This window comes from Mycobacterium paraffinicum, assembly GCF_025822865.1.
GTDB lineage: Bacteria > Actinomycetota > Actinomycetes > Mycobacteriales > Mycobacteriaceae > Mycobacterium > Mycobacterium paraffinicum.
The window spans coordinates 504,899-523,130 of sequence record NZ_JACKUR010000027.1; the positions used below are offsets into that span (position 1 = coordinate 504,899).

General features: G+C 67.0%; 17 protein-coding genes. 8 read left to right on the forward strand and 9 right to left on the reverse strand.

The features are described from left to right. The first annotated feature begins 6 nt into the window (after positions 1–6). Positions 7–582, forward strand: a complete 576-nt coding sequence (gene pth / locus H7J89_RS20075; RefSeq protein ID WP_264045867.1) for an aminoacyl-tRNA hydrolase — start codon at positions 7–9, stop codon at positions 580–582. Between the two features lie 30 nt (positions 583–612). Here pth and H7J89_RS20080 read toward each other — a convergent pair whose 3' ends face one another. The 5 genes from H7J89_RS20080 to H7J89_RS20100 all read right to left on the reverse strand — a co-directional run bounded on the left by H7J89_RS20080 (position 613) and on the right by H7J89_RS20100 (position 6,641). Next, positions 613–2,247, reverse strand: coding sequence for a fatty acyl-AMP ligase (locus tag H7J89_RS20080; protein ID WP_264045868.1), 1,635 nt, complete (start codon positions 2,245–2,247; stop codon positions 613–615). A gap of 324 nt (positions 2,248–2,571) precedes the next feature. Continuing rightward, positions 2,572–3,528 (reverse strand): 4-(cytidine 5'-diphospho)-2-C-methyl-D-erythritol kinase, encoded by a 957-nt coding sequence (locus H7J89_RS20085; RefSeq protein WP_264045869.1) that lies wholly within the window; start codon positions 3,526–3,528, stop codon positions 2,572–2,574. 50 nt (positions 3,529–3,578) lie between these two features. Then, complete coding sequence (gene rsmA, locus H7J89_RS20090) at positions 3,579–4,532, reverse strand: 16S rRNA (adenine(1518)-N(6)/adenine(1519)-N(6))-dimethyltransferase RsmA (RefSeq protein ID WP_264045871.1); 954 nt, start codon at positions 4,530–4,532, stop codon at positions 3,579–3,581. Then, positions 4,496–5,623: a resuscitation-promoting factor gene (locus H7J89_RS20095; RefSeq protein WP_264045873.1), complete on the reverse strand. Its 1,128-nt coding sequence runs from the start codon at positions 5,621–5,623 to the stop codon at positions 4,496–4,498. Before H7J89_RS20095 ends, rsmA begins: the two co-directional genes overlap by 37 nt. 166 nt (positions 5,624–5,789) lie before the next feature. Further along, a complete protein-coding gene (locus H7J89_RS20100; protein WP_264045875.1) occupies positions 5,790–6,641 on the reverse strand; it encodes a TatD family hydrolase in 852 nt (283 codons plus the stop codon). A gap of 19 nt (positions 6,642–6,660) precedes the next feature. Here H7J89_RS20100 and metG point away from each other — a divergent pair, with 19 nt between their 5' ends. From metG to H7J89_RS20115, 3 genes are all read left to right on the forward strand, one after another. Then, the gene (metG, locus tag H7J89_RS20105; RefSeq protein ID WP_264045878.1) at positions 6,661–8,202 is read left to right on the forward strand and encodes a methionine--tRNA ligase; all 1,542 of its coding nucleotides are present in this window, start codon (positions 6,661–6,663) and stop codon (positions 8,200–8,202) included. A gap of 89 nt (positions 8,203–8,291) precedes the next feature. Next, positions 8,292–8,882 carry a TetR/AcrR family transcriptional regulator gene (locus H7J89_RS20110; protein ID WP_264045880.1) on the forward strand — a complete coding sequence of 197 codons (591 nt, stop codon included), beginning with the start codon at positions 8,292–8,294 and terminating at the stop codon, positions 8,880–8,882. A 172-nt stretch (positions 8,883–9,054) separates the two neighbouring features. Then, entirely contained in the window at positions 9,055–9,417 is a 363-nt protein-coding gene (locus tag H7J89_RS20115; protein ID WP_067200408.1) for a PAS domain S-box protein, read from the forward strand. 4 nt (positions 9,418–9,421) lie between these two features. On the opposite strand, the gene H7J89_RS20120 is transcribed toward H7J89_RS20115, so the two are convergent. The 4 genes from H7J89_RS20120 to H7J89_RS20135 all read right to left on the reverse strand — a co-directional run bounded on the left by H7J89_RS20120 (position 9,422) and on the right by H7J89_RS20135 (position 14,111). Then, complete coding sequence (locus H7J89_RS20120; protein WP_264045883.1) at positions 9,422–10,486, reverse strand: polysaccharide deacetylase family protein; 1,065 nt, start codon at positions 10,484–10,486, stop codon at positions 9,422–9,424. 13 nt (positions 10,487–10,499) lie between these two features. Further along, positions 10,500–12,497 (reverse strand): hypothetical protein, encoded by a 1,998-nt coding sequence (locus H7J89_RS20125; protein WP_264045885.1) that lies wholly within the window; start codon positions 12,495–12,497, stop codon positions 10,500–10,502. Positions 12,498–12,602: 105 nt separating this feature from the next. Further along, a complete protein-coding gene (locus tag H7J89_RS20130; protein ID WP_264045887.1) occupies positions 12,603–13,304 on the reverse strand; it encodes a TetR family transcriptional regulator in 702 nt (233 codons plus the stop codon). A gap of 129 nt (positions 13,305–13,433) precedes the next feature. Then, positions 13,434–14,111 carry a TetR family transcriptional regulator gene (locus H7J89_RS20135; RefSeq protein ID WP_264045889.1) on the reverse strand — a complete coding sequence of 226 codons (678 nt, stop codon included), beginning with the start codon at positions 14,109–14,111 and terminating at the stop codon, positions 13,434–13,436. Positions 14,112–14,693: 582 nt separating this feature from the next. On the opposite strand from H7J89_RS20135, the gene H7J89_RS20140 reads away from it, so the two are divergent. Genes H7J89_RS20140 through H7J89_RS20155 form a run of 4 tightly spaced genes read left to right on the forward strand, consistent with a single transcriptional unit; the run spans position 14,694 to position 18,231 of the window. Continuing rightward, entirely contained in the window at positions 14,694–14,819 is a 126-nt protein-coding gene (locus H7J89_RS20140; RefSeq protein WP_264045891.1) for a hypothetical protein, read from the forward strand. Position 14,820: 1 nt separating this feature from the next. Next, on the forward strand, positions 14,821–16,041 hold the full coding sequence (locus H7J89_RS20145; RefSeq protein ID WP_264045893.1) for a PPE family protein: 1,221 nt from the start codon (positions 14,821–14,823) through the stop codon (positions 16,039–16,041). Positions 16,042–16,087: 46 nt separating this feature from the next. Beyond that, positions 16,088–16,660 (forward strand): dTDP-4-dehydrorhamnose 3,5-epimerase family protein, encoded by a 573-nt coding sequence (locus tag H7J89_RS20150; RefSeq protein ID WP_264045894.1) that lies wholly within the window; start codon positions 16,088–16,090, stop codon positions 16,658–16,660. Further along, complete coding sequence (locus H7J89_RS20155; RefSeq protein WP_264045897.1) at positions 16,645–18,231, forward strand: sugar transferase; 1,587 nt, start codon at positions 16,645–16,647, stop codon at positions 18,229–18,231. Before H7J89_RS20150 ends, H7J89_RS20155 begins: the two co-directional genes overlap by 16 nt. The last annotated feature ends 1 nt before the right edge of the window (position 18,232 follow it).

An 18,232-nucleotide genomic window follows, 5' to 3' on the forward strand; every position in this document is an offset into this window, starting at 1 on the left:
CCCAACGTGGCCGAGCCGTTGCTGGTGGTCGGCCTGGGCAATCCCGGAGACAACTACGCCCGCACCCGGCACAACCTCGGGTTCATGGTCGCCGACCTGCTCGCCGAACGGCTCGGCTCAAAGTTCAAGGTGCACAAGCGTTCCGGCGCCGAGGTGGTCAGCGGCCGGCTGGCGGGGCATTCGGTATTGGTCGCCAAGCCGCGCTGCTACATGAACGAGTCCGGCCGCCAGGTCGGGCCGTTGGCGAAGTTCTACTCGGTGACACCGGCCGACATCGTCGTCGTGCACGACGACCTCGACCTCGACTTCGGCCGCATCCGGCTCAAGATCGGCGGCGGCGAGGGCGGCCACAACGGGCTGCGCTCGGTCGCGTCCGCGCTGGGCACCAAGGAGTTTCAGCGGGTCCGCATCGGGATCGGCCGGCCGCCGGGACGCAAAGACCCGGCGGCGTTCGTGTTGGAGAACTTCACCGCCGCCGAGCGCGGCGAGGTCCCCACCATTTGCCAGCAGGCCGCGGATGCCACCGAGTTGCTCGTCGAGCTGGGACTGGAGCCGGCGCAGAACCAGGTCCACGCCTGGTAAACGTCCCGCCGTGTGGGCGGTCGGCGCGGCCTAGGTGACCAGGGTGGCGGAGTGGGACCGGCGCAGCTTGCCCGACGGCGTCTTCGGGATGGTGCCCGGCCCCAGCACCACGACGTTGCGCGGCCGCATGTCGACCTCGGCCACCACCTCGCGGGCGACCTGGTGCTCGATGCGGCGCACCTCGGCCGGGTCCTGCCAGGCGTTGGACTCGACCGCGACGGCGAACGTCTCGCGTGAGTGGCCGGCGTCCAGGCGCACCGCGACGGCGCAGCCGGGCCGCACCCCCTCGACGCGGCAGGCGGCCCGCTCGATGTCGGTGGGGTAGATATTGCGGCCCGCCATGATGATGACGTCCTTGACGCGGCCGCAGACCACGACGTGGCCGTCCTCGGTCATGTAGCCGAGGTCGCCGGTGTCATACCAGCCGTTCTCGTCCTGCGCCGGGATGAAACCGCCCATGGTCAGGTAGCCGGGCGTCAGCGACTCCCCGCGCAGCTCGATGACACCGACGCCGCGCGGCGGCATCACGTCGCCGTTCTCGTCGATGATGCGCGCCTCGAGGTCCTGCAGGAGCGGGCCGAGCGTCGCCAGCCTGCGCGTGTTGCCCTTGGTGGCGGGCACGGCGCGGCGCAGGGCGGCAAGCAGGTCGGCGTCGACCTCGTCGACGACCAGCCCGGCGTTGCACTCCGAGAACGACACGGCCAGCGTCGTCTCGGCCATGCCGTAGGCAGGCAGGATCGCCGACGGCCGCAGCCCGTACGGCTTGCCGGCGTCGAGCAAGTCCTCCACGTCGGCGGGTTCGACGGGCTCGGCACCCGAGAGCGCGAAACGCAGGGTGGAAAGGTCGAAATCGCCGGGCTTGGCGTTGCGGCGCAGCCGCTTGGCCAGCAGCGCGTAGGCGAAGTTGGGCGCCGCGGTCATGGTGCCCTTGTACTTGTCGATCAACTTGGCCCACAGCAGCGTGTCGCGCAGGAAGTCCATCGGCGTGACCTTGACCAGCTCCGCGCCGAAATACATCGGGATGGTGAGGAAGCCGACCATGCCCATGTCGTGGAAACAGGGCAGCCAGCTGACCATGACGTCCTTGTCGACGTCGTACTGGGCGCCGATGAACATGGCCTCGGCGTTGGAGTGGATGTTGCGGTGGGTGATCTGCACGGCCTTTGGCGATCCGGTCGAACCGGACGTCAGCTGCATCAGCGCCAGGTCGTCCTCGCCGACCTCGATCGGGTCGATCGGCTCCGAGGCCAGCAGGTCGGCGACGGTGAGGACCTTGACGCCCTTCTCCTCGAGCACCGGGATGGCCACCAGGAAGGGCTCGGAGACGATGACGGCCTTGGCCTCGATCATGCCGATGACGGTCATGGTGTCCTCGGCCCACACGACCAGGTCGGTGCGCGGCGTGGGCTGGTGCAGCATGGTCAGGCTGGCCCCGCGCATCCACAGGCCCTGGGCCGTCGGGGCGATCTCCACGGGGAAGCCGGCGAGCACGCCGACCGCGTCGCCCAGGCCGATGTCGGCGGCGGCCAGGCCGCCCGCGATGCGACGGGCCCGTTCGTGGACCTCGCCCCAGGTGTGCCGGACCGGTTCGTGCGGTTCACCGGTGACCATGCCCGTCGTCGCGTTGCGCGCATTGCGGTACATCTTCTCGGTAAACCTGCTCACGCAAACCTCCTCGGTTCCGGCGCTTGGCGCAACGCCCGGGATTTCATATTCCGCCGACTGGGTAACGCTTCGGAACAGGCGCGCAAACACAGTCGGGCAGCGGTTAGGTCTCGAATCGGCGATGAGTCGGCTACCAGCCGTCCGGCCGGCGCGTAAGCGCGAAGCGAGCCCGAAAACCGCCGGTGGGCCCGAAGCATCAGTCGCCCGCCGGAGACCCCGGCGGACGACGATAATGAGTGATCTTGCTCAACGCGACTCGTCACCGCGGATATCTTAAACTCCTCTTAGGGAACAGCCCAAACGAATGCAAATTTGGGTTGTTTTTCACACTTCGGTGGGGGTCGGCACCACACGCGCCCCCGCGACCGGCCCACTGGCGACCCGTACCGTGCGGCAGACGCCTACCCCGGACACCTGGGCGCCCACGTCGACCGCCGAGGCGGCCGAGGCGCACAGGAAGGCGCATGTCGGGCCCGAGCCGGACACGATGCCCGCCAGCGCACCGGCCTCGACCCCGGCGCGCAGGGTCCGGCGCAGCTTCGGATTCAGGCTCACCGCGGCCGCCTGCATCTCGTTGCCCAGCAGTGCCGCCAGCTGTTCCGGGTCGCCCGCGGCCAAGGCCGCCAGCACCGGGCCCGGGCCGGCAAGCCGCGGTGGGTCCCCTGCCTCCCGCAGCCGGTCCAGCTCGACGAACACCGCCGGGGTCAGCAACTCGCCGTCGGCGAAGGCCAACACCCAGTGGAAGGTGTTGCGCGACAACACGGTGGCCAACTCCTCGCCGCGGCCGGTGCCCAGCGCGGTGCCGCCGTGCAGGGCGAAGGGCACGTCGCTACCCAGCCGCGCGGCGAGCATGCGCAGGTCGCGCCGGGGCACGTTGAGCTCCCACAGCGAGTTCATCGCGACCAGCACCGCGGCCGCATCGGCACTGCCACCGGCCATTCCGCCGGCCACCGGGATGGATTTGTCGATCATGATCGACACGTCGGGCGCCCGGCCGACGTGTTCGGCCATCAGTTCGGCGGCCTGCCAGGCGAGGTTGCGTTCGTCGGTGGGCAGTGTGTCGGCGCCCTCGCCGACGAGCTCGAGCGACAGCACGTCTGCGTTGCGGACCGTCACCTCGTCGAGCAGGGAGACGGCCTGGAAGACGGTGGTGAGCTCGTGATAGCCATCCTCGCGGCGGTCGCCGACCGCCAGATAGAGGTTGACCTTTCCGGGCACCCGAACGGTGACCGACCCGGTGGGCACCCACTGGGCGGCGGTATTGCCGTCAGATGCGGACACCGCAGCAGACTATCGCTGCCGCCGGTCAACTACACGCAGCGGCGCCGCAATCAGCTCGGGGAATGCTGCTGTTCGGCCGCGGGCGGCCCGGCGGTGGCGGTGGTGTCGGCCGGGTCGGCCGATCGCCGCAACAGCCGCACAAAGTCCTCAATGGACAGGGTCTCACCGCGACGGGCCGGGTCGATGCTGGCGGCCAACAGCCGGTTCGCCGACTCGTTGCCCGAGCCGGCCCACTCCGCGAACGCGTTGCGAGTCGTCTTGCGCCGCTGCGCGAACGCGATGTCCACCAGCTGGAACACCTGACGCCGGAAGGCTTCGTCGGTGGGCCACCGCGGGGTGGCGTGGCGGTCGATGCGAACCAGCCCGGAATAGACGCGCGGAATCGGCCAGAAGACCGTCGGCGACACCATGCCGCAGCGCCGAACCGCGCCGAAGAAGCGGACCTTGACGCTCGGCACGCCGTATTCCTTGCCACCCGGTTCGGCGGCCAGCCGTTCGGCCACCTCCGCCTGCACCATGACGGTCACGGTCTGAATGGACGGGAATTCGGCGAGCAGATGCAAGATCGCGGGCACCGCGACGTTGTAAGGCAGGTTGGCGACGACCGCGTTGGGCTTGGCGGCCAACTCGTCAGTCCGAAGGGTCAGGACGTCGCGGTTGAGCACGGTGAGCCGGTTGATTTCGCTGCGCGAGTGCTCGGCGACGGTTTGCGGCAGCCGATCGGCCAGCACCGGGTCGATCTCGACGGCGGTGACGACGGCGCCGCGGTCGAGCAGGCCCAGCGTGAGTGAGCCCAGTCCGGGCCCCACCTCGAGCACGTGGTCGGAACGGCCTATCCCGGAAGTCGCCACGATCCGGCGGACCGTGTTGGCGTCGTGAACGAAGTTTTGCCCGAGGGATTTCCGTGGCCGAAGGTCAAGTTCTTTGGCAAGCCGCCTGATCTCGGTGCGACCGAGCAGCCGGATGGTCAGTTGGCACCAGCTCTTCCGCTGCACACCGGCCACGCGCCCCAACCCTGGCGCTCTCGGGTCACCTCGGCGATGGTGATCTGTTCTTCGCGGGTGGCCAGGTCGGCGCGCGAAGCGAACCGCAGCCCGCCGTTGCGCTCCCAGGTGCCCTGGTCGAACTGGACACCGCCGTAGTAGCCGTTGCCGGTGTTGATCGCCCAGTTCCCGCCGGCCTCGCAGCCCGCGATCGCGTCCCAGATGGATCCGTTGGTGACCGGCGGCACATCGGTGCCGGGCCGGGTGCCCACCCGCACCACGGCCTCACGGGCCGGGGTGATCACGGTGTTCGCGATCGGCAACCGGCCGGTCTCGACCCCGTTGACCGTGGCCACCGCGAACGTCACGTCCTGGGTGCCCGGGGCGCCCGGGTCTTCGACCACCTGGCGGCTCATGTTCATGTCCGGGTCCTCGACCCGACGGGCATTCGGCGGCAACGGCATCCGCTCGGTTACCCGCTGGATCCGGTTACGGGTCACCTGGATTTCCATGCCGTCGACGATGGGCGACGCCGCGTTGGGCACCGCCTGATCCCCCTCGAGGAGCGGCGCGCCGGCGGCGCTGAGCAGCCCCCCGACGTTCGGTGCCGGCAGGTGGACCGTGCGGGTCGCGCCGCCGTCGTTGATGCGGACCGTCTTCGCGCTGACGACGGGCAGCGCCATCCCGGCCAGCGGGACCCGGCTGCCACGGGAGGCCGCGGCGGGGGCGGTGTCGGTCATCGCGAGTTGGGCCAGCGCCTCGTCGACGGTCGACGCCGTCGTCCACACCTGCTTGGTGTCGTGGCCGTCCAGCGAGATCTGCAGCGGCCGGCTGCGCCGCAGCACGATGTTGGCGGCGTCGTGCACCTTGACGTCTCCGGCGGGGTACAGGTCGTCGCGCTCGTCGACGGCGAAGCCGTTCTCCTGGACGATGTCGATCACGCGTGACTTCATGGTCGTCACCCGCATCGCGATCCCGTCGACGGTCAGCGTCACGGTCTTGGCCGCGGAGACCGCGTACCCACCGGCGAATGCCAGAACTACTAGCAGTCCTCCGACAACGAACCGCAACATCGGAGATGGGGTCTGATGAAGTTTTGTTAATACAGTCAACGCGCGTCTATCCCGACCACAGCAAGCACTCCAACGACCTAATCAGCACCAAGCGACAAATAAGGGCCCATAGGGCCCACCCTTTCGATCACAAGACGGTAACGAACCGGCCAATGTTCAGCAACTCCGGCGCGAGTTTGCTTACGGAATCGCCAAGTTCGGCGTGTTAACCGTGGACCAGTCCGTAGACCCGTCGAGCGTTGTTCGTGGTGGTTTGTGCCAGCTCTTCGGCTGGACGACCGACCAGTTCTGCGACCGCTCGCACAGTATAAGGAAGGCAGTACGGCTCGTTCGGCGCCCCGCGGTAGGGGTGTGGCGTCAAGAACGGCGCATCGGTTTCCACCAGCAGCTGCTCCATCGGTATCAATGGAACGGCTTCCCGCAGGCCGCGGGCGTTGCGGAAGCTCGCCGTCCCGGACAGGCTGAGCAACCATCCGGCGTCCACGCAGCGGCGGGCCATCGCGGCATCCGACGAGAAGCAGTGGAAGATCACCGCGTCGGGGGCCCCCTCGGACGCCAGCACGTCCAGCACCTCGGCGTCGGCGTCCCGGTTGTGGATCATCAGGGCTTTCCCGCACCGCTTGGCCAGGTCGATATGCCATGCGAAGGCTTCCCGCTGCGTCTCCGGGGCTGCGCAACCGTCCAGGCGCCCGGGCCAATACAGGTCCAGGCCGGTCTCGCCGACGGCCACCACCCTGGGATGCGCCACCAACCGCTCGATCTCGGCGCGTGCGACCTCGTCCAGCGCGTCGGCGCGGGTCGGATGCAGCGCCACCGCGGCATACACCCGCGGATCCCATTCGGCGGCCCGGGTCACCCACCGCGCCGAGTCCAGGTCGTCGGCGATGGTGACCACCGCCCGCACCCCGACCGCGGCGGCCCGGTCCACGATGGCCCGCACGTCCTCGGCGTCGCGCGCACCGCAGGCGTCGAGGTGGGTGTGGGCGTCGACCAGGGGCGCCAGCGGTTCCGGCGCGGGCGGCGCTTCTCGTTCTCGTCGGTTGGAGCTCACGCGCACACAATAAGGTGGACTCTCGATGAGGCCCTTCTACGTCACGACCGCGATCACCTACCCCAACGGCGATCCGCACGTCGGGCATGCCTACGAGTACATCGCCACCGACGCGGTCGCGCGGTTCAAGCGACTCGACGGCTTCGACGTGCGTTTCCTGACCGGCACCGACGAGCACGGCCTCAAGATGGTCGAGACGGCGGCCGCGGAGGGCGTACCCACCGCCGAGCTCGCGCGGCGCAACTCCGACGCGTTCCAACGGCTGCAGGAGAAGCTGAACATCTCCTTCGACCGATTCATCCGGACCACCGACCCCGACCACCACGAAGCGTCCAAGGCGATCTGGCGGCGGATGGAGGCCGCGGGCGACATCTACCTGGACAGCTATTCCGGCTGGTACTCGGTGCGCGACGAGCGATTCTTCGTCGAATCCGAGACCGCCCTGGTCAATGGGACCCGGGTCGCCGTCGAGACCGGCACGCCGGTGACCTGGACCGAGGAGCAGACCTACTTCTTCCGGTTGTCGGCGTATGCCGACAAACTGTTGGCCCACTATGACGCCAACCCGGATTTCATCGCGCCCGAGGTACGGCGCAACGAAGTGGTCAGCTTCGTCTCCGGCGGCCTGCGCGACCTGTCGATCTCGCGCACCTCGTTCGACTGGGGCGTGAAGGTACCCGATCATCCCGACCACGTCATGTACGTCTGGGTCGACGCGCTGACCAATTACCTGACCGGGGTGGGCTACCCCGACACCGAGTCCGATCTGTTCCGGCGCTACTGGCCCGCCGATCTGCACATGATCGGCAAGGACATCATCCGGTTCCACACCGTCTACTGGCCGGCGTTTCTGATGTCCGCCGGGATCGAGTTACCGCGAAGGGTTTTCGCGCACGGGTTCCTGCTTAACCGTGGCGAGAAGATGAGCAAATCGGTGGGCAATATCGTTGACCCCGTTGCCCTGATCGATACCTTTGGCGTGGACCAGCTCCGCTACTTCCTGTTGCGGGAGGTCCCGTTCGGCCAGGACGGCAGCTACAGCGAAGACGCGATCATCACCCGGATTAACACCGATCTGGCCAACGAGCTGGGCAACCTGGCCCAACGGTCGCTGTCCATGGTGGCCAAGAACCTGGACGGAGTGGTGCCGGCCCCCGGCGAATTCACCGCCGACGACACCGACCTGCTCGACATCGCCGACAGCCTGCTCGATCGTGTTCGCGCCGACTTCGACAGTCAGGCAATGCATCTGGCGCTGGAGGCGATCTGGCTGATGCTCGGCGCAGCTAACAGATACTTCTCGGCTCAGCAGCCGTGGGTGCTGCGCAAGAGCGAGTCGGAGGCGGACCAGAAGCGGTTCGCGACAGTGCTTTACACCACGTGCGAAGCGGTGCGCATCGCGGCGCTGTTGATTCAGCCGGTGATGCCCGGCTCGGGGGGCAAGCTACTCGATCTGCTCGGCCAACCGCCCGAGCGGCGCAGCTTCGACGCCATCGGCACCCGGCTGGCCCCCGGCACGGCACTGCCGGCGCCGACCGGCGTCTTCCCGCGCTACCAAGTCGACTAGCCGCCCCGGCCGGTGTCAGCAATACCAACAGGCACTCGCGGTTATGCCAATAGCAACGCTAGTGCTCATATCGGCGCTAGCATGGACGCATGGCCATCGAAGACCGCAGGGCACGCGAACGGGCTGCCCGCCGTCGGCTGATCACCGCCACGGCGCGCAAGCTGGCCGAACAAGAAGGTTGGGACGCCGTCACCACCCGCCGGCTGTCCGCCGAGATCGAATACAGCCAACCGGTGCTCTACAAACATTTCTCGGGCATGGAAGACATCGCGGCGTCGGTCGCCGTCGACGGATTCGGCGAACTCGCGGACGTGCTCCGCACCGCGCGCCAGGGCGCCACCGACGGCCGGGACGCGCTGGCCCGAGTGGCCCACGCGTTCATCGGGTTCGCCCGTGACAATCCCGCACTCTTCGACGCGATGTTCACCCGCACGACAACGGTGCGGTTCGCCGCCGCGGACACCCCTGCCGAGCTGACCGCGGCCTTCGCCGAACTGCGGGCAGCGGTCGACATGGTCGCGGGCAGCCGGGACCCCGACACGCTGACCGAGGTGGTGTGGGCCGCGCTGCACGGCCTGGTCACCCTCGACCGCAGCGGCCGGTTGCGCCCGGACCAGCACGCCGGCCGGGTCGACATGCTGATCAGCGGATTCTGCGACACCAGCACACCGACGAGGTGAGGCTGTCACGCCGGCTCCAGACACCGTCGCAGCTTTCCGAATCGAGTACTTAACAGGACGGCCCGCCATGTTCGGCGCGCTCATCTGGGCGAAGACCTCGTGTACAGCCTATGTTATGCGCCATAATCGGCCGGTGGAGCGACGACGTAATCGGCAACATGGGGATTCGCCGATGACGACCTTGAAGCAGCTGCCGGCACTTGTTGTGCTCGAGCGGATCCCGATTCCCGTCCTGGCCATCGAACATGACGGCGCCATCTTGTTTTCCAACGCCGCGTTCGCCGAGATGATGGGGTACGAGCCCGAGGAGGTCTTGTCGCTCCGGTTCCATCAGATCTTCCATCAGGCACCGGCGTCGGAATCGTTGTTATCGGTCGTTCACTCCCTGGCGAACATGGTCGTCGAACTGGCGCACAAGGACGGCTCGGTCGTGCGGGCCCTGATGAGCAAGTCGGCAGCGATGCGAGCCGACGACCAATTCGTCCTAGCGGCTTTCCAGGATCTGACCGAGCAGCTGTGGCAAGAGGACCGCTAGCCCTTCAGCAGCTGGTCGCGGCGGCCGTCTCGCGCCGTCCCCGGTAGCGGCCCGGCAGGCCGCCGGAGACCATCAGCCGGAAGTAACCGAACGACGCGTCGCTGGCCACCGCCAGGCGCGGCAACGCCAGCGGGTCGCACCGGCGATCCGCGAAGCCCGCCGTGGTGGACAACGCCCAGCGGATGCCGCGACGACGCAGCACATTCTTGGCCCGGTTGTCGAAATCCTGCGGTCGGCCGTTGGGGTAAGCGAAAAGCCTCGCCGCACACCCGGTTTCGCGTTCGAGCGCCGCGCAGGAAGCGGCGATCTCCCGCTCGACCTTGTCGTCGTCGCAGCGGGCCAGGATCGGGTGGGTCACCGAGTGCGGATGCAGCGTCACCAGGCCGTCGCCGACCATGGCCCGCGCTTCGTCCCAGGTGAGCATCCGGAATGGACCCCCGTCGCCGTCGTTGCGCTGCCCCAGGGCGCCGAGAATCCCGTCCAGGGCCGCGATGCGGTCCGCGTCGGCCGAGTCTTTCAATCCCTCTACCGCGGCGGCGTAGGCCTTGCCGCGGTTGGCGCTGCCGTCAAGCGAGCAAACACCGCGTCCCAATGCGGCAAGGTCGATCTCGCTCGCGGCGGTGCGGGCGATCGCGAGCCAAAGCCGGTCGGGCCATAATATTTCGCCGCTGTCCATCGGGCCGGTCGCCACGAACACGGCCGCGGGCAGTCCCAGCTCGCGCAGCACCGGGACCGCGTGCGTGGCGAGGTTGCGGGTGCCGTCGTCGAACGTGATCGCCAGCGCGCGCGGTGGCAACGTCCCCTCGGCAAGCCGATCGAGCGCCTCCTCCAGCGGAAGAACGTTGAAATGCCTACGGATGTACTCCAATTGACGGCGGTATAGCGCTGAGCCGAGCACGTGCCGGCAGGCCGGTGAAAGCGGTTCGTCTTCCACTCCGTGGAACATCACGATGGCGACCGCATCGCGGTGGCGCCGCCGCGCGAACGCCGGCACACCGGCGGCGCAGAGCAGTCCGGCCGCCACGTTCTTGACGGCCGGGTGCGCCGCCAAGTCTCTAACTCGTGACATCAGGCGCCAAACGCTAGCGGCGCCGCCATGATTCGCGCCTGGTGCGCCACACGATCACGCCTGCGCCGACGATGGCTACGGCGATCCAGCCTGCGCCGAACCACCACAACCAGCCGAGATCGGAGTGGCTCTGCGCCCCCGCGGCCGGACTGGCCATGGGCGAGTGTTCGACGGCCACCGGGTCCTGTCCCCCCGGTGCGGATACCACCGCGACGCCTTTGAGTCGTTGCCAGCGCTTGTTATCGGCGCTGAGCCACCGGAGCAGCTCGTCGAGCTGCGCCGGCGCGCCGTTCGATGTCGCCACTAACAGGGACCTGCCCCGGTCGAAAACCGTTTGGAGAGAGGCGAACCGAAGATTCGGGTCCAGAGCGAGCTTGGCTGGCTTACCGTCGGATTGGACGGCGTTGACGGTGATCGGCCCGCTGGGCCCCGCGGACACCGGCAGCACAACATTGGAGTGGTTCCACCCGTCGGCGGAAATCAATATCGCGGGATCCGACGAGTCGATCGCCTGCTGCACACTCGTGACCGTGGTGTAGATCGGCACGGAGCTTATTCGCTGCAGGCCCACCACCAGATTGATCGCCCGCACGGTGTCGATCAACGAGTGCTGCTCGATGCCCACCTGCACCCGGGGCATCAATGACTGTGGCACCGACTGAAAGCCGTCGGGCACCGGCGGTGCGGCGGGACTGCTCTGTATCGTGCTGTCGCCGTTGATGTTCAACGTGAGGAGCTGATTGCCGGGCCCGGCTGTGTAGAAGTCACCGCAATGTCCGACGTTGGCCGCGACGTCGAGAACCAGGTCGAGGCTGGTGTACCGCTGCAGGAGCCGGTCCGGCACTTCGACCCAGCGGTCGATGGTGCCATGGCCGTCGGTCGGCCAGTGGTCGATGGTCTCCGGGCCGACCGCTACGGCAATCTGGCCGGCGATGTTGCCCGGTGTCGGGGTGTAGGAGCCCAACAGATGCACCCGCAGCTCGTGCACGGATCTGCCGAACCTGGTCTGGTCCAGTCCGATTGACAGCCGCGGTTGTAGCGACGTGGCGTTGACGACGGGCTGCCCCAATTCGCGCAGCGCGACGCTGTTGCCGGGCCGCTGCAAGCTGGGCTTCAATTGTTCCACCGCCGCCTTGGAAGACAGGGCAAGTTGCGACACGTCGTTGAACAGCACGGCCGTGTTCGATTCGTCGGACTGGCCGAGCGGACCCGACATCAATAGCCAGGGCACACCGGAGGCGCCCTGCAGGGAAAGCCCGTTGTCGGGGCCCTCTTTGACAACGATCTGACGTTCCAGCGCTTGCGGCGGTGTCGGCGGCGCCGCCTGTCCTTCGGGCAACGGCGTCACGGATATCTCGGGGGCCTGCCTGCCGTAGTGACTGGCCACGGACGCGGCCAGTTGAATCGCGGTGTCGGACTCGTTAGCGGACGGCGATTGCGGCAGAAAGATGGACAGCTTCCGCAACACCGGGGGCAGGAAATGGGCCACCGTGGTGGGCGGCAGTTCAACCCCGGTGTAGGTGATCGACGCGTTGGTCAGGCGCAGCGGGCTCTCCGGGTACAAGCAATACCCGTCGAGCGGCACCAGGTAGGAACGCAGTGTCACCGTCAGCCAGTTGTCGTTGACTTCCGCTCCGGCCAGCGGAATGACGAGCGGCGTCTGATCGGCGGAGGGCAGGTTCAGTCGCGCGATGGTGCGCTCGCCCTGCGTCACGGTGATCAACCCCGACCGCAAGTTGATCGGAAGCTCGACGGTGGTGTTCACCGCTGTCGGTGTCAGCCCGTGCAGCACGGGCACGGTCAGTTGCTGGCTGCTCGTCAAACCCCAGAACTCCAGGGTGGGGGCGGACCCAATGTCGGTCAGCGACAGGGTCGGCGAGTCGGCCGCCGTAGCCGGGTCGCCGGGCGCACCCCACGATGCCGGGGCGCTGATCACCAAAAATCCAGCCACAGCGGCCAGCGCAACCGCTTTGCCCAGGCGTCTCGGGTACATCACCGAAACAGTATGCATCGTTGAATGCGCGTCACGCCCCACTTACCGAATCACCGTCTACAGGACCGCGAAAGAGGGTGTGGCACATCCGGCCCGACCTTCGGCACGCGGAGCTCCAGCCGATCAGGGCTCCGTGGGGGCGTCGGTGCGGGCGGCAACGGCCGGGGCATGGCGCATCATTTCGCGGCCGAGGAATTGCCGGAAGTAAGGGAGTGAGGCTTCCGTGACGGTGCCGGGCAGCAGGAGCTCCAAGATCTGGCGCAGGCGCCCGGCGATGTCGACGCCGACGCCCCTGTTCGTGTCATGACGCGCTATCGCATTGGATACCAACCGCGTTCCGAACATCGCCCCGACGAGGAACTCGGAGAGCACTTCGGGGTCGACATTCTGGCGAAGGTCTCCTTCGCTGATCGCTCTCCTGGCCTCCTCGGCGATCTTGCCTGCCAGGTCGGCGTAGAAGCCCGCGGCGGCCTCGTTCAATCCGCTTAAGGCAGAGGCCAATTGCTCGGCGGTGCGAACCATCTTGTCCGAATTCAGCACTTCGACGATGGTGAAGGCGCCGTGCAATAGGTTCTCCAGCCCCGGCGATGACGACCCACACACGTTCCGGAAAGCGGTGAGAAGAGCGTCGGAGCCCTCCCTGAGGATGTCCGACGCCAGCGATTCCTTCGAATCAAAGTGGTGATACAGGGCGCCCTTGGTCATCCCCGTCCGCTCGATGATCGCCCCCCACCCGGCGGCCGCATATCCGACTTCGCCGAACACCTCGATCGCGGCATCGAGGATCTTGCGCCGAGTGGCTTCTGATCGGACCTGGCGCGGCATCGTATTGCTCCTCCAGATCCGCGATGGATGCGAGGACGCCGTCACTCTGGTCTCACATCGACCGGCAAGACGTCCAAGATTAGCAGCCGCGGCCACCGCGAGCGTGCCGTCCGGCCGGCCTCGCTGCTCCTACGGCGAATCTTCTTCGGTCGAACTGGCGTTGACGGCGAGCGCCGCACGCCGCCTTAGGAATTGGCAGAAGTAATCGGTTCGGTCCGGCTGCAGGATGCCGCCCAGGATGAGGATCCAGCATTTCTCCAGGTCGAGCAGGAATCTTTCCGGGTCGTCCAGATTGCTGGTCTTCCGGAGCCCCATATGCAGGGACACCATCAGGCGGCCGACGTCGTGGGGGTCGCAGTTATCGCCGATGTCGCCCTCGTCGATGGCCTGCTGGACGACCCCCGACAGGGCTTCCACCCATCCGCTCAGCAACGTGTCCTGCAGACCCTCCGGCTGCCCGACCGACTCGATCAAATTCAGGCCGGCCCTGACCAGATCCGTCTTGATGTCTTGAACCGCGATCAGGTACGAGAAGTCGATGAGGGTTTCCAGGCCCGAAAGCCCCCTCGTCAACAGGTCTTCCACCGCTACGGTGGCCGCGGCGACCTGCTTGTCGATGAGCTCCACCGCCAGCGCGTGTTTCGACTTGAAGTGGAAATACATCGCGCCTTTGGTCAGCTGAGCCTCGGCCAGGATGTCGTCGAGACCGACGTCGTGATACGGCCGGCGCGCGAACTGGTGCGAAGCGGCCCGCAGAATCTGTCGCCGCGTCGCGTCGGCGCGTCCGTCGGTCGAGTGGGTCGTCATCGGGATGCCAGCTCAGTTCTCATCGGCCGCGCAGACGCGGCCCTCATGTGAAGGGTGTGAACCCGGCAGGAACGCCGGGGCCTCCACGTCGGGCCGGACAACGCGACCGTCCGCGTCGGGGTTGCGACCCTGACCTGGTCGATCGCCATCAGGTTGATGAGCAGGGCATACACCTCGGTTCTTCGGCGGTCTGAAGCGAAACCGACCGGCCACCCCCGGGCAGTACTTGGGCCGCTTCTGAGATTAGCAGCCGCAAGCGCCCGACTTGACGGTCGCGTAAATACCTGTAGTGCGGATCACAGCATCTTTACAAACTATTAGTATGCTTTATACGCTATTATCAGTTTGTCAGTTTGTAGCCTGGAGCGCCCCAAACCCCACGGTTCAGGCACTTGAGCAGCCAATACGCCCGGTCCCGGGCCACCTGCAGGTTGTGAGGAGACGCAGATGCCGGTCGTGACCACGAGGCCACGTGCGCGGGCAGCGTCAACAGGCGGACCACTAGGGAAAGGACTAAGTGCCTTCACCACCGCAGGCGAAATACTCTTCGCTAGCGGTTCGCTCATATTCCATACTTTAAGTATGTTCAGCTTCGGAATGCCGGTGTTGCAGTACGGTGCGCCCGCCGCCGAGGCCGATCAGGCTCCTGCCGGTGCCAGCGAGGTGTCGCGTGCGGCGAGCCGGGCCGCCACTGAGGGCAGGGCCTGAAGTGATCGATTTCGGCGCGTTTCCCCCGGAGTTCAATTCCGCGCGGATGTATGCCGGTCCCGGTCCCGTCTCGCTGGTGGCCGCCTCGGTGGCCTGGGACGGCCTGGCCGCCGAATTGCATTCCGCGGCAAGCTCTTACCGGTCGGTGATCGCGGGATTGACGACCGGACGCTGGATGGGTCCCTCATCGTTGACCATGGCGTCCGCCTTCGCTCCCTACATGGCGTGGACCGCCGGCGCGGCCGCACGGGCGGCCGAGGCGGCCGGTCAAGCCAGGCTCGCCATCGAAATCTACGAAGCCGCCTTCGCGATGACCGTTCCTCCGCCTGCCGTCACGGCTAACCGGGTGCAGCTCGCGACGCTGATCGCCACCAACTTCTTCGGCCAGAACTCGGCGGCGATCGCGGCCACCGAGGCCGAATACGGCGAGATGTGGGCGCAGGACGCCGCGGCCATGTACGCGTACGCCGCGGGTTCGGCCACCGCGTGCGAGGTCACCCCGTTCACCCCGCCGCCGGACGTCACCAACCCGGCGGGGGTGGCAGACCAGAGCAGCGCCCTCGCCCAGGCCGAAACGTTGACGGCGACCCATACTTCGCTCTCGAACGTGGTGTCCTCGGTGCCCAACGCCCTGCACGGACTTTCGTCGCCGATGATCGCCAGCACCCTCAGCGACGCTGGCGCCGGCGCGGCCGGGACCGTGACCACAGCGACCGACTCCGCCTCTTCGTCGCTCATGTCGAGCCTCGTATCCAGCCTCCCCAGCTCCATTCCCACCTACTTCATGGCCGCAGCGACCCCGCTGTACGGCATGTCCTCCATCCTCGGCATGGCCCAGACCGGGCAGGGTTTGGCGAACGGTGCGATGGCGGCCGCCAACGCTGCCGGCGCTGCCGCCTCGGGGGCCGCGAGCGCCGCCGCGGGCGCGGCGAGCGCGGGCGCGGGGGCGATCGGCTCGCTCGGATCCGGCGTGATCGGCAGCCTGGGCAGCGCGGCCTCGCTGGGCCCGCTGGCGGTACCGGCCAGTTGGACCAGTGTGATCCCGGCGGCGCACAGTGCCACTTCCGCTTTGCCGACCATCAGTCTCGCCGGCGCCAACACCCCGCCCAGCATCATGGGGTCGCTGCCGCGCCTGGCCGCCGCGTCGGGCAAGAACCTTGGTCCCCGGTATGGGGTCATCCCGACCGTGATGACACGCCCGCCGTCCGGTGGATACGCATAGGCCAGCAGATGAACCGACCAAGCACTCGTTACCCAAGGAGCGGTAAGTGAAGTACACGCCCACCCAGATCGCCGGCGTGACGATCATCGACCTCGAACCGCAACGCGATCACCGTGGCTTCTCCTCCCGTTCCTTCTGCGCCGATGAATTCGCCAGCCGTGGGCTGACTTTCGACGTCACTCAGACGAATATCTTCTTCAATTACACCCGTGGCACCGTGCGGGGCCTGCACCATCGGGTGCCGCCGTACGCCCAAACCCAACTGGTCCGCTGCACCCGCGGCGCGATCGCCGCCGTTGCGGTGGACATCCGCCCCGGGTCGCAGACCTACGGCGACCACGTGATGGTCGAGTTGAGCGCGGAAAACTACCGGGCGCTGTTCCTGCCGCCGTTTGTCGCGCACGGCTTCCAAACCCTGATCGACGACACCGAGGTCAGCTACCACGTCAGCGGTGAGCCGGCGCCGTCCGACGAACAGGGATTCCACTGGAACGACCCGGAATTCGGGGTTGTGTGGCCGCTCCCGGTCACGGTCATATCGGAGCGAGACGCCAGTTGGCCATCGCGAACGCCGACCTTCACGCCAATCGAGAGGGCAGCGTCATGTCTAAGCCGTTGATGACCCGGGAATTGGTGGATGTCGTGCACGCCGAACCGGGGCCGCACAAGCGGGGGCCTGCCGGCATGATGCCGCCTGCTCGCCACCAAACCAGCGCTTTACCCGTCACCGCCGCTCCGGCGCCGTCCCCCGCGGGGAATGCCGTCCGGCGCTGGCAGCACCAGTATTCGCAGCACCTGCGCATCAGCGACACCGTGATCGTGTGCGCGTCGGTGTTGCTCGCGCAGTACGTCCGATTCGGCGAAATCGCCAACACCTCGGGTTATTCGGACGTCGTGATGACGATGTTGTCATTCCTGTTCGCGGCACTGTGGCTGTCATCGCTGGCGGTATTCCAAACGCGCTCACCGCGAGTCATCGGTGCCGGCATCGACGAGTACCGGCGGATCGGCAGCGCGTCATTCTGGACGTTCGGAATCATCGCGATGGTGACTTTGCTCGCCAAGGTCGACCTGGCCCGCGGTTACCTCGCCATCGCGCTTCCCGTCGGGACCATGGGTTTGCTGGGGAGTCGCAGCCTGTGGCGCAAGCACATCCGCCAGTTGCGCGCGAACGGCCAATGCCAGACGACGGTCCTGGCGATCGGGGACCGCCAGGCGGTTTCCCACCTTGCCCACGAACTCTCGCGCAACCCGCTGGACGGCTACCTCGTCGTCGGCGTCTGCATTCCCGGCTACGGGAGACCGCGGGGCAATACCCTCACCCTCAGCGGCCGCGCGGTGCCCATTCTCGGTGACGTCACCGACGCGGTGGCCGCGATTCAGCGCTGCGGCGCGGACACCGTGGCGGTCACCCAGACGGATCACTTTGGGATGCACGGGATCCGAGAGCTGATGTGGCAGTTGGAGACGATGGACGTCGACGTCGTGGTGTCGCCCGGGGTGATGGATGTGGCGGAGACGCGGTTGACCCTTCGGCCCACCGCCGGCATGCCGTTGCTGCATGTCGAGAAGCCGCAATACGAAGGGACGCAACGCTTTCAGAAGCAGGTCTTCGATTTCCTCTTCTCGCTGGCGGCCCTCATCGGGACGGCGCCCATTCTCATCGCGGCGGCTATCGCCGTCAAGCTCACCAGCAAGGGTCCGGTGTTCTACCAATCCGAACGGATCGGCATCGACGGCAAGCCCTTCAGAATGCTCAAGTTCCGGACCATGATCGACGGTGCTGACACACAGCTCGAGCCCCTATTGGCGCTGAACGAAGGCGCCGGCGGCATGCTGTTCAAGATGCGCCAGGACCCGCGGGTCACTCCCGTCGGCAGGATTCTGCGCAGGTTCAGCATCGACGAGCTGCCGCAGTTCATCAACGTACTCAAAGGCGATATGAGTGTCGTCGGGCCTCGCCCACCGTTGCGGCGCGAAGTCGAGAACTACGACGGTGAGGTCAAGCGGCGGCTGCTGGTAAAGCCGGGCGTCAGCGGATTGTGGCAAGTGAGCGGCCGATCCGACCTGTCCTGGGAAGAGTCGGTGCGGTTGGACCTGTCCTATGTCGACAACTGGTCGATGTCGGGTGATCTCATGATCATCGCCAAGACGATTAAGGCCGTTCTCACCAGTCACGGCGCATACTAGG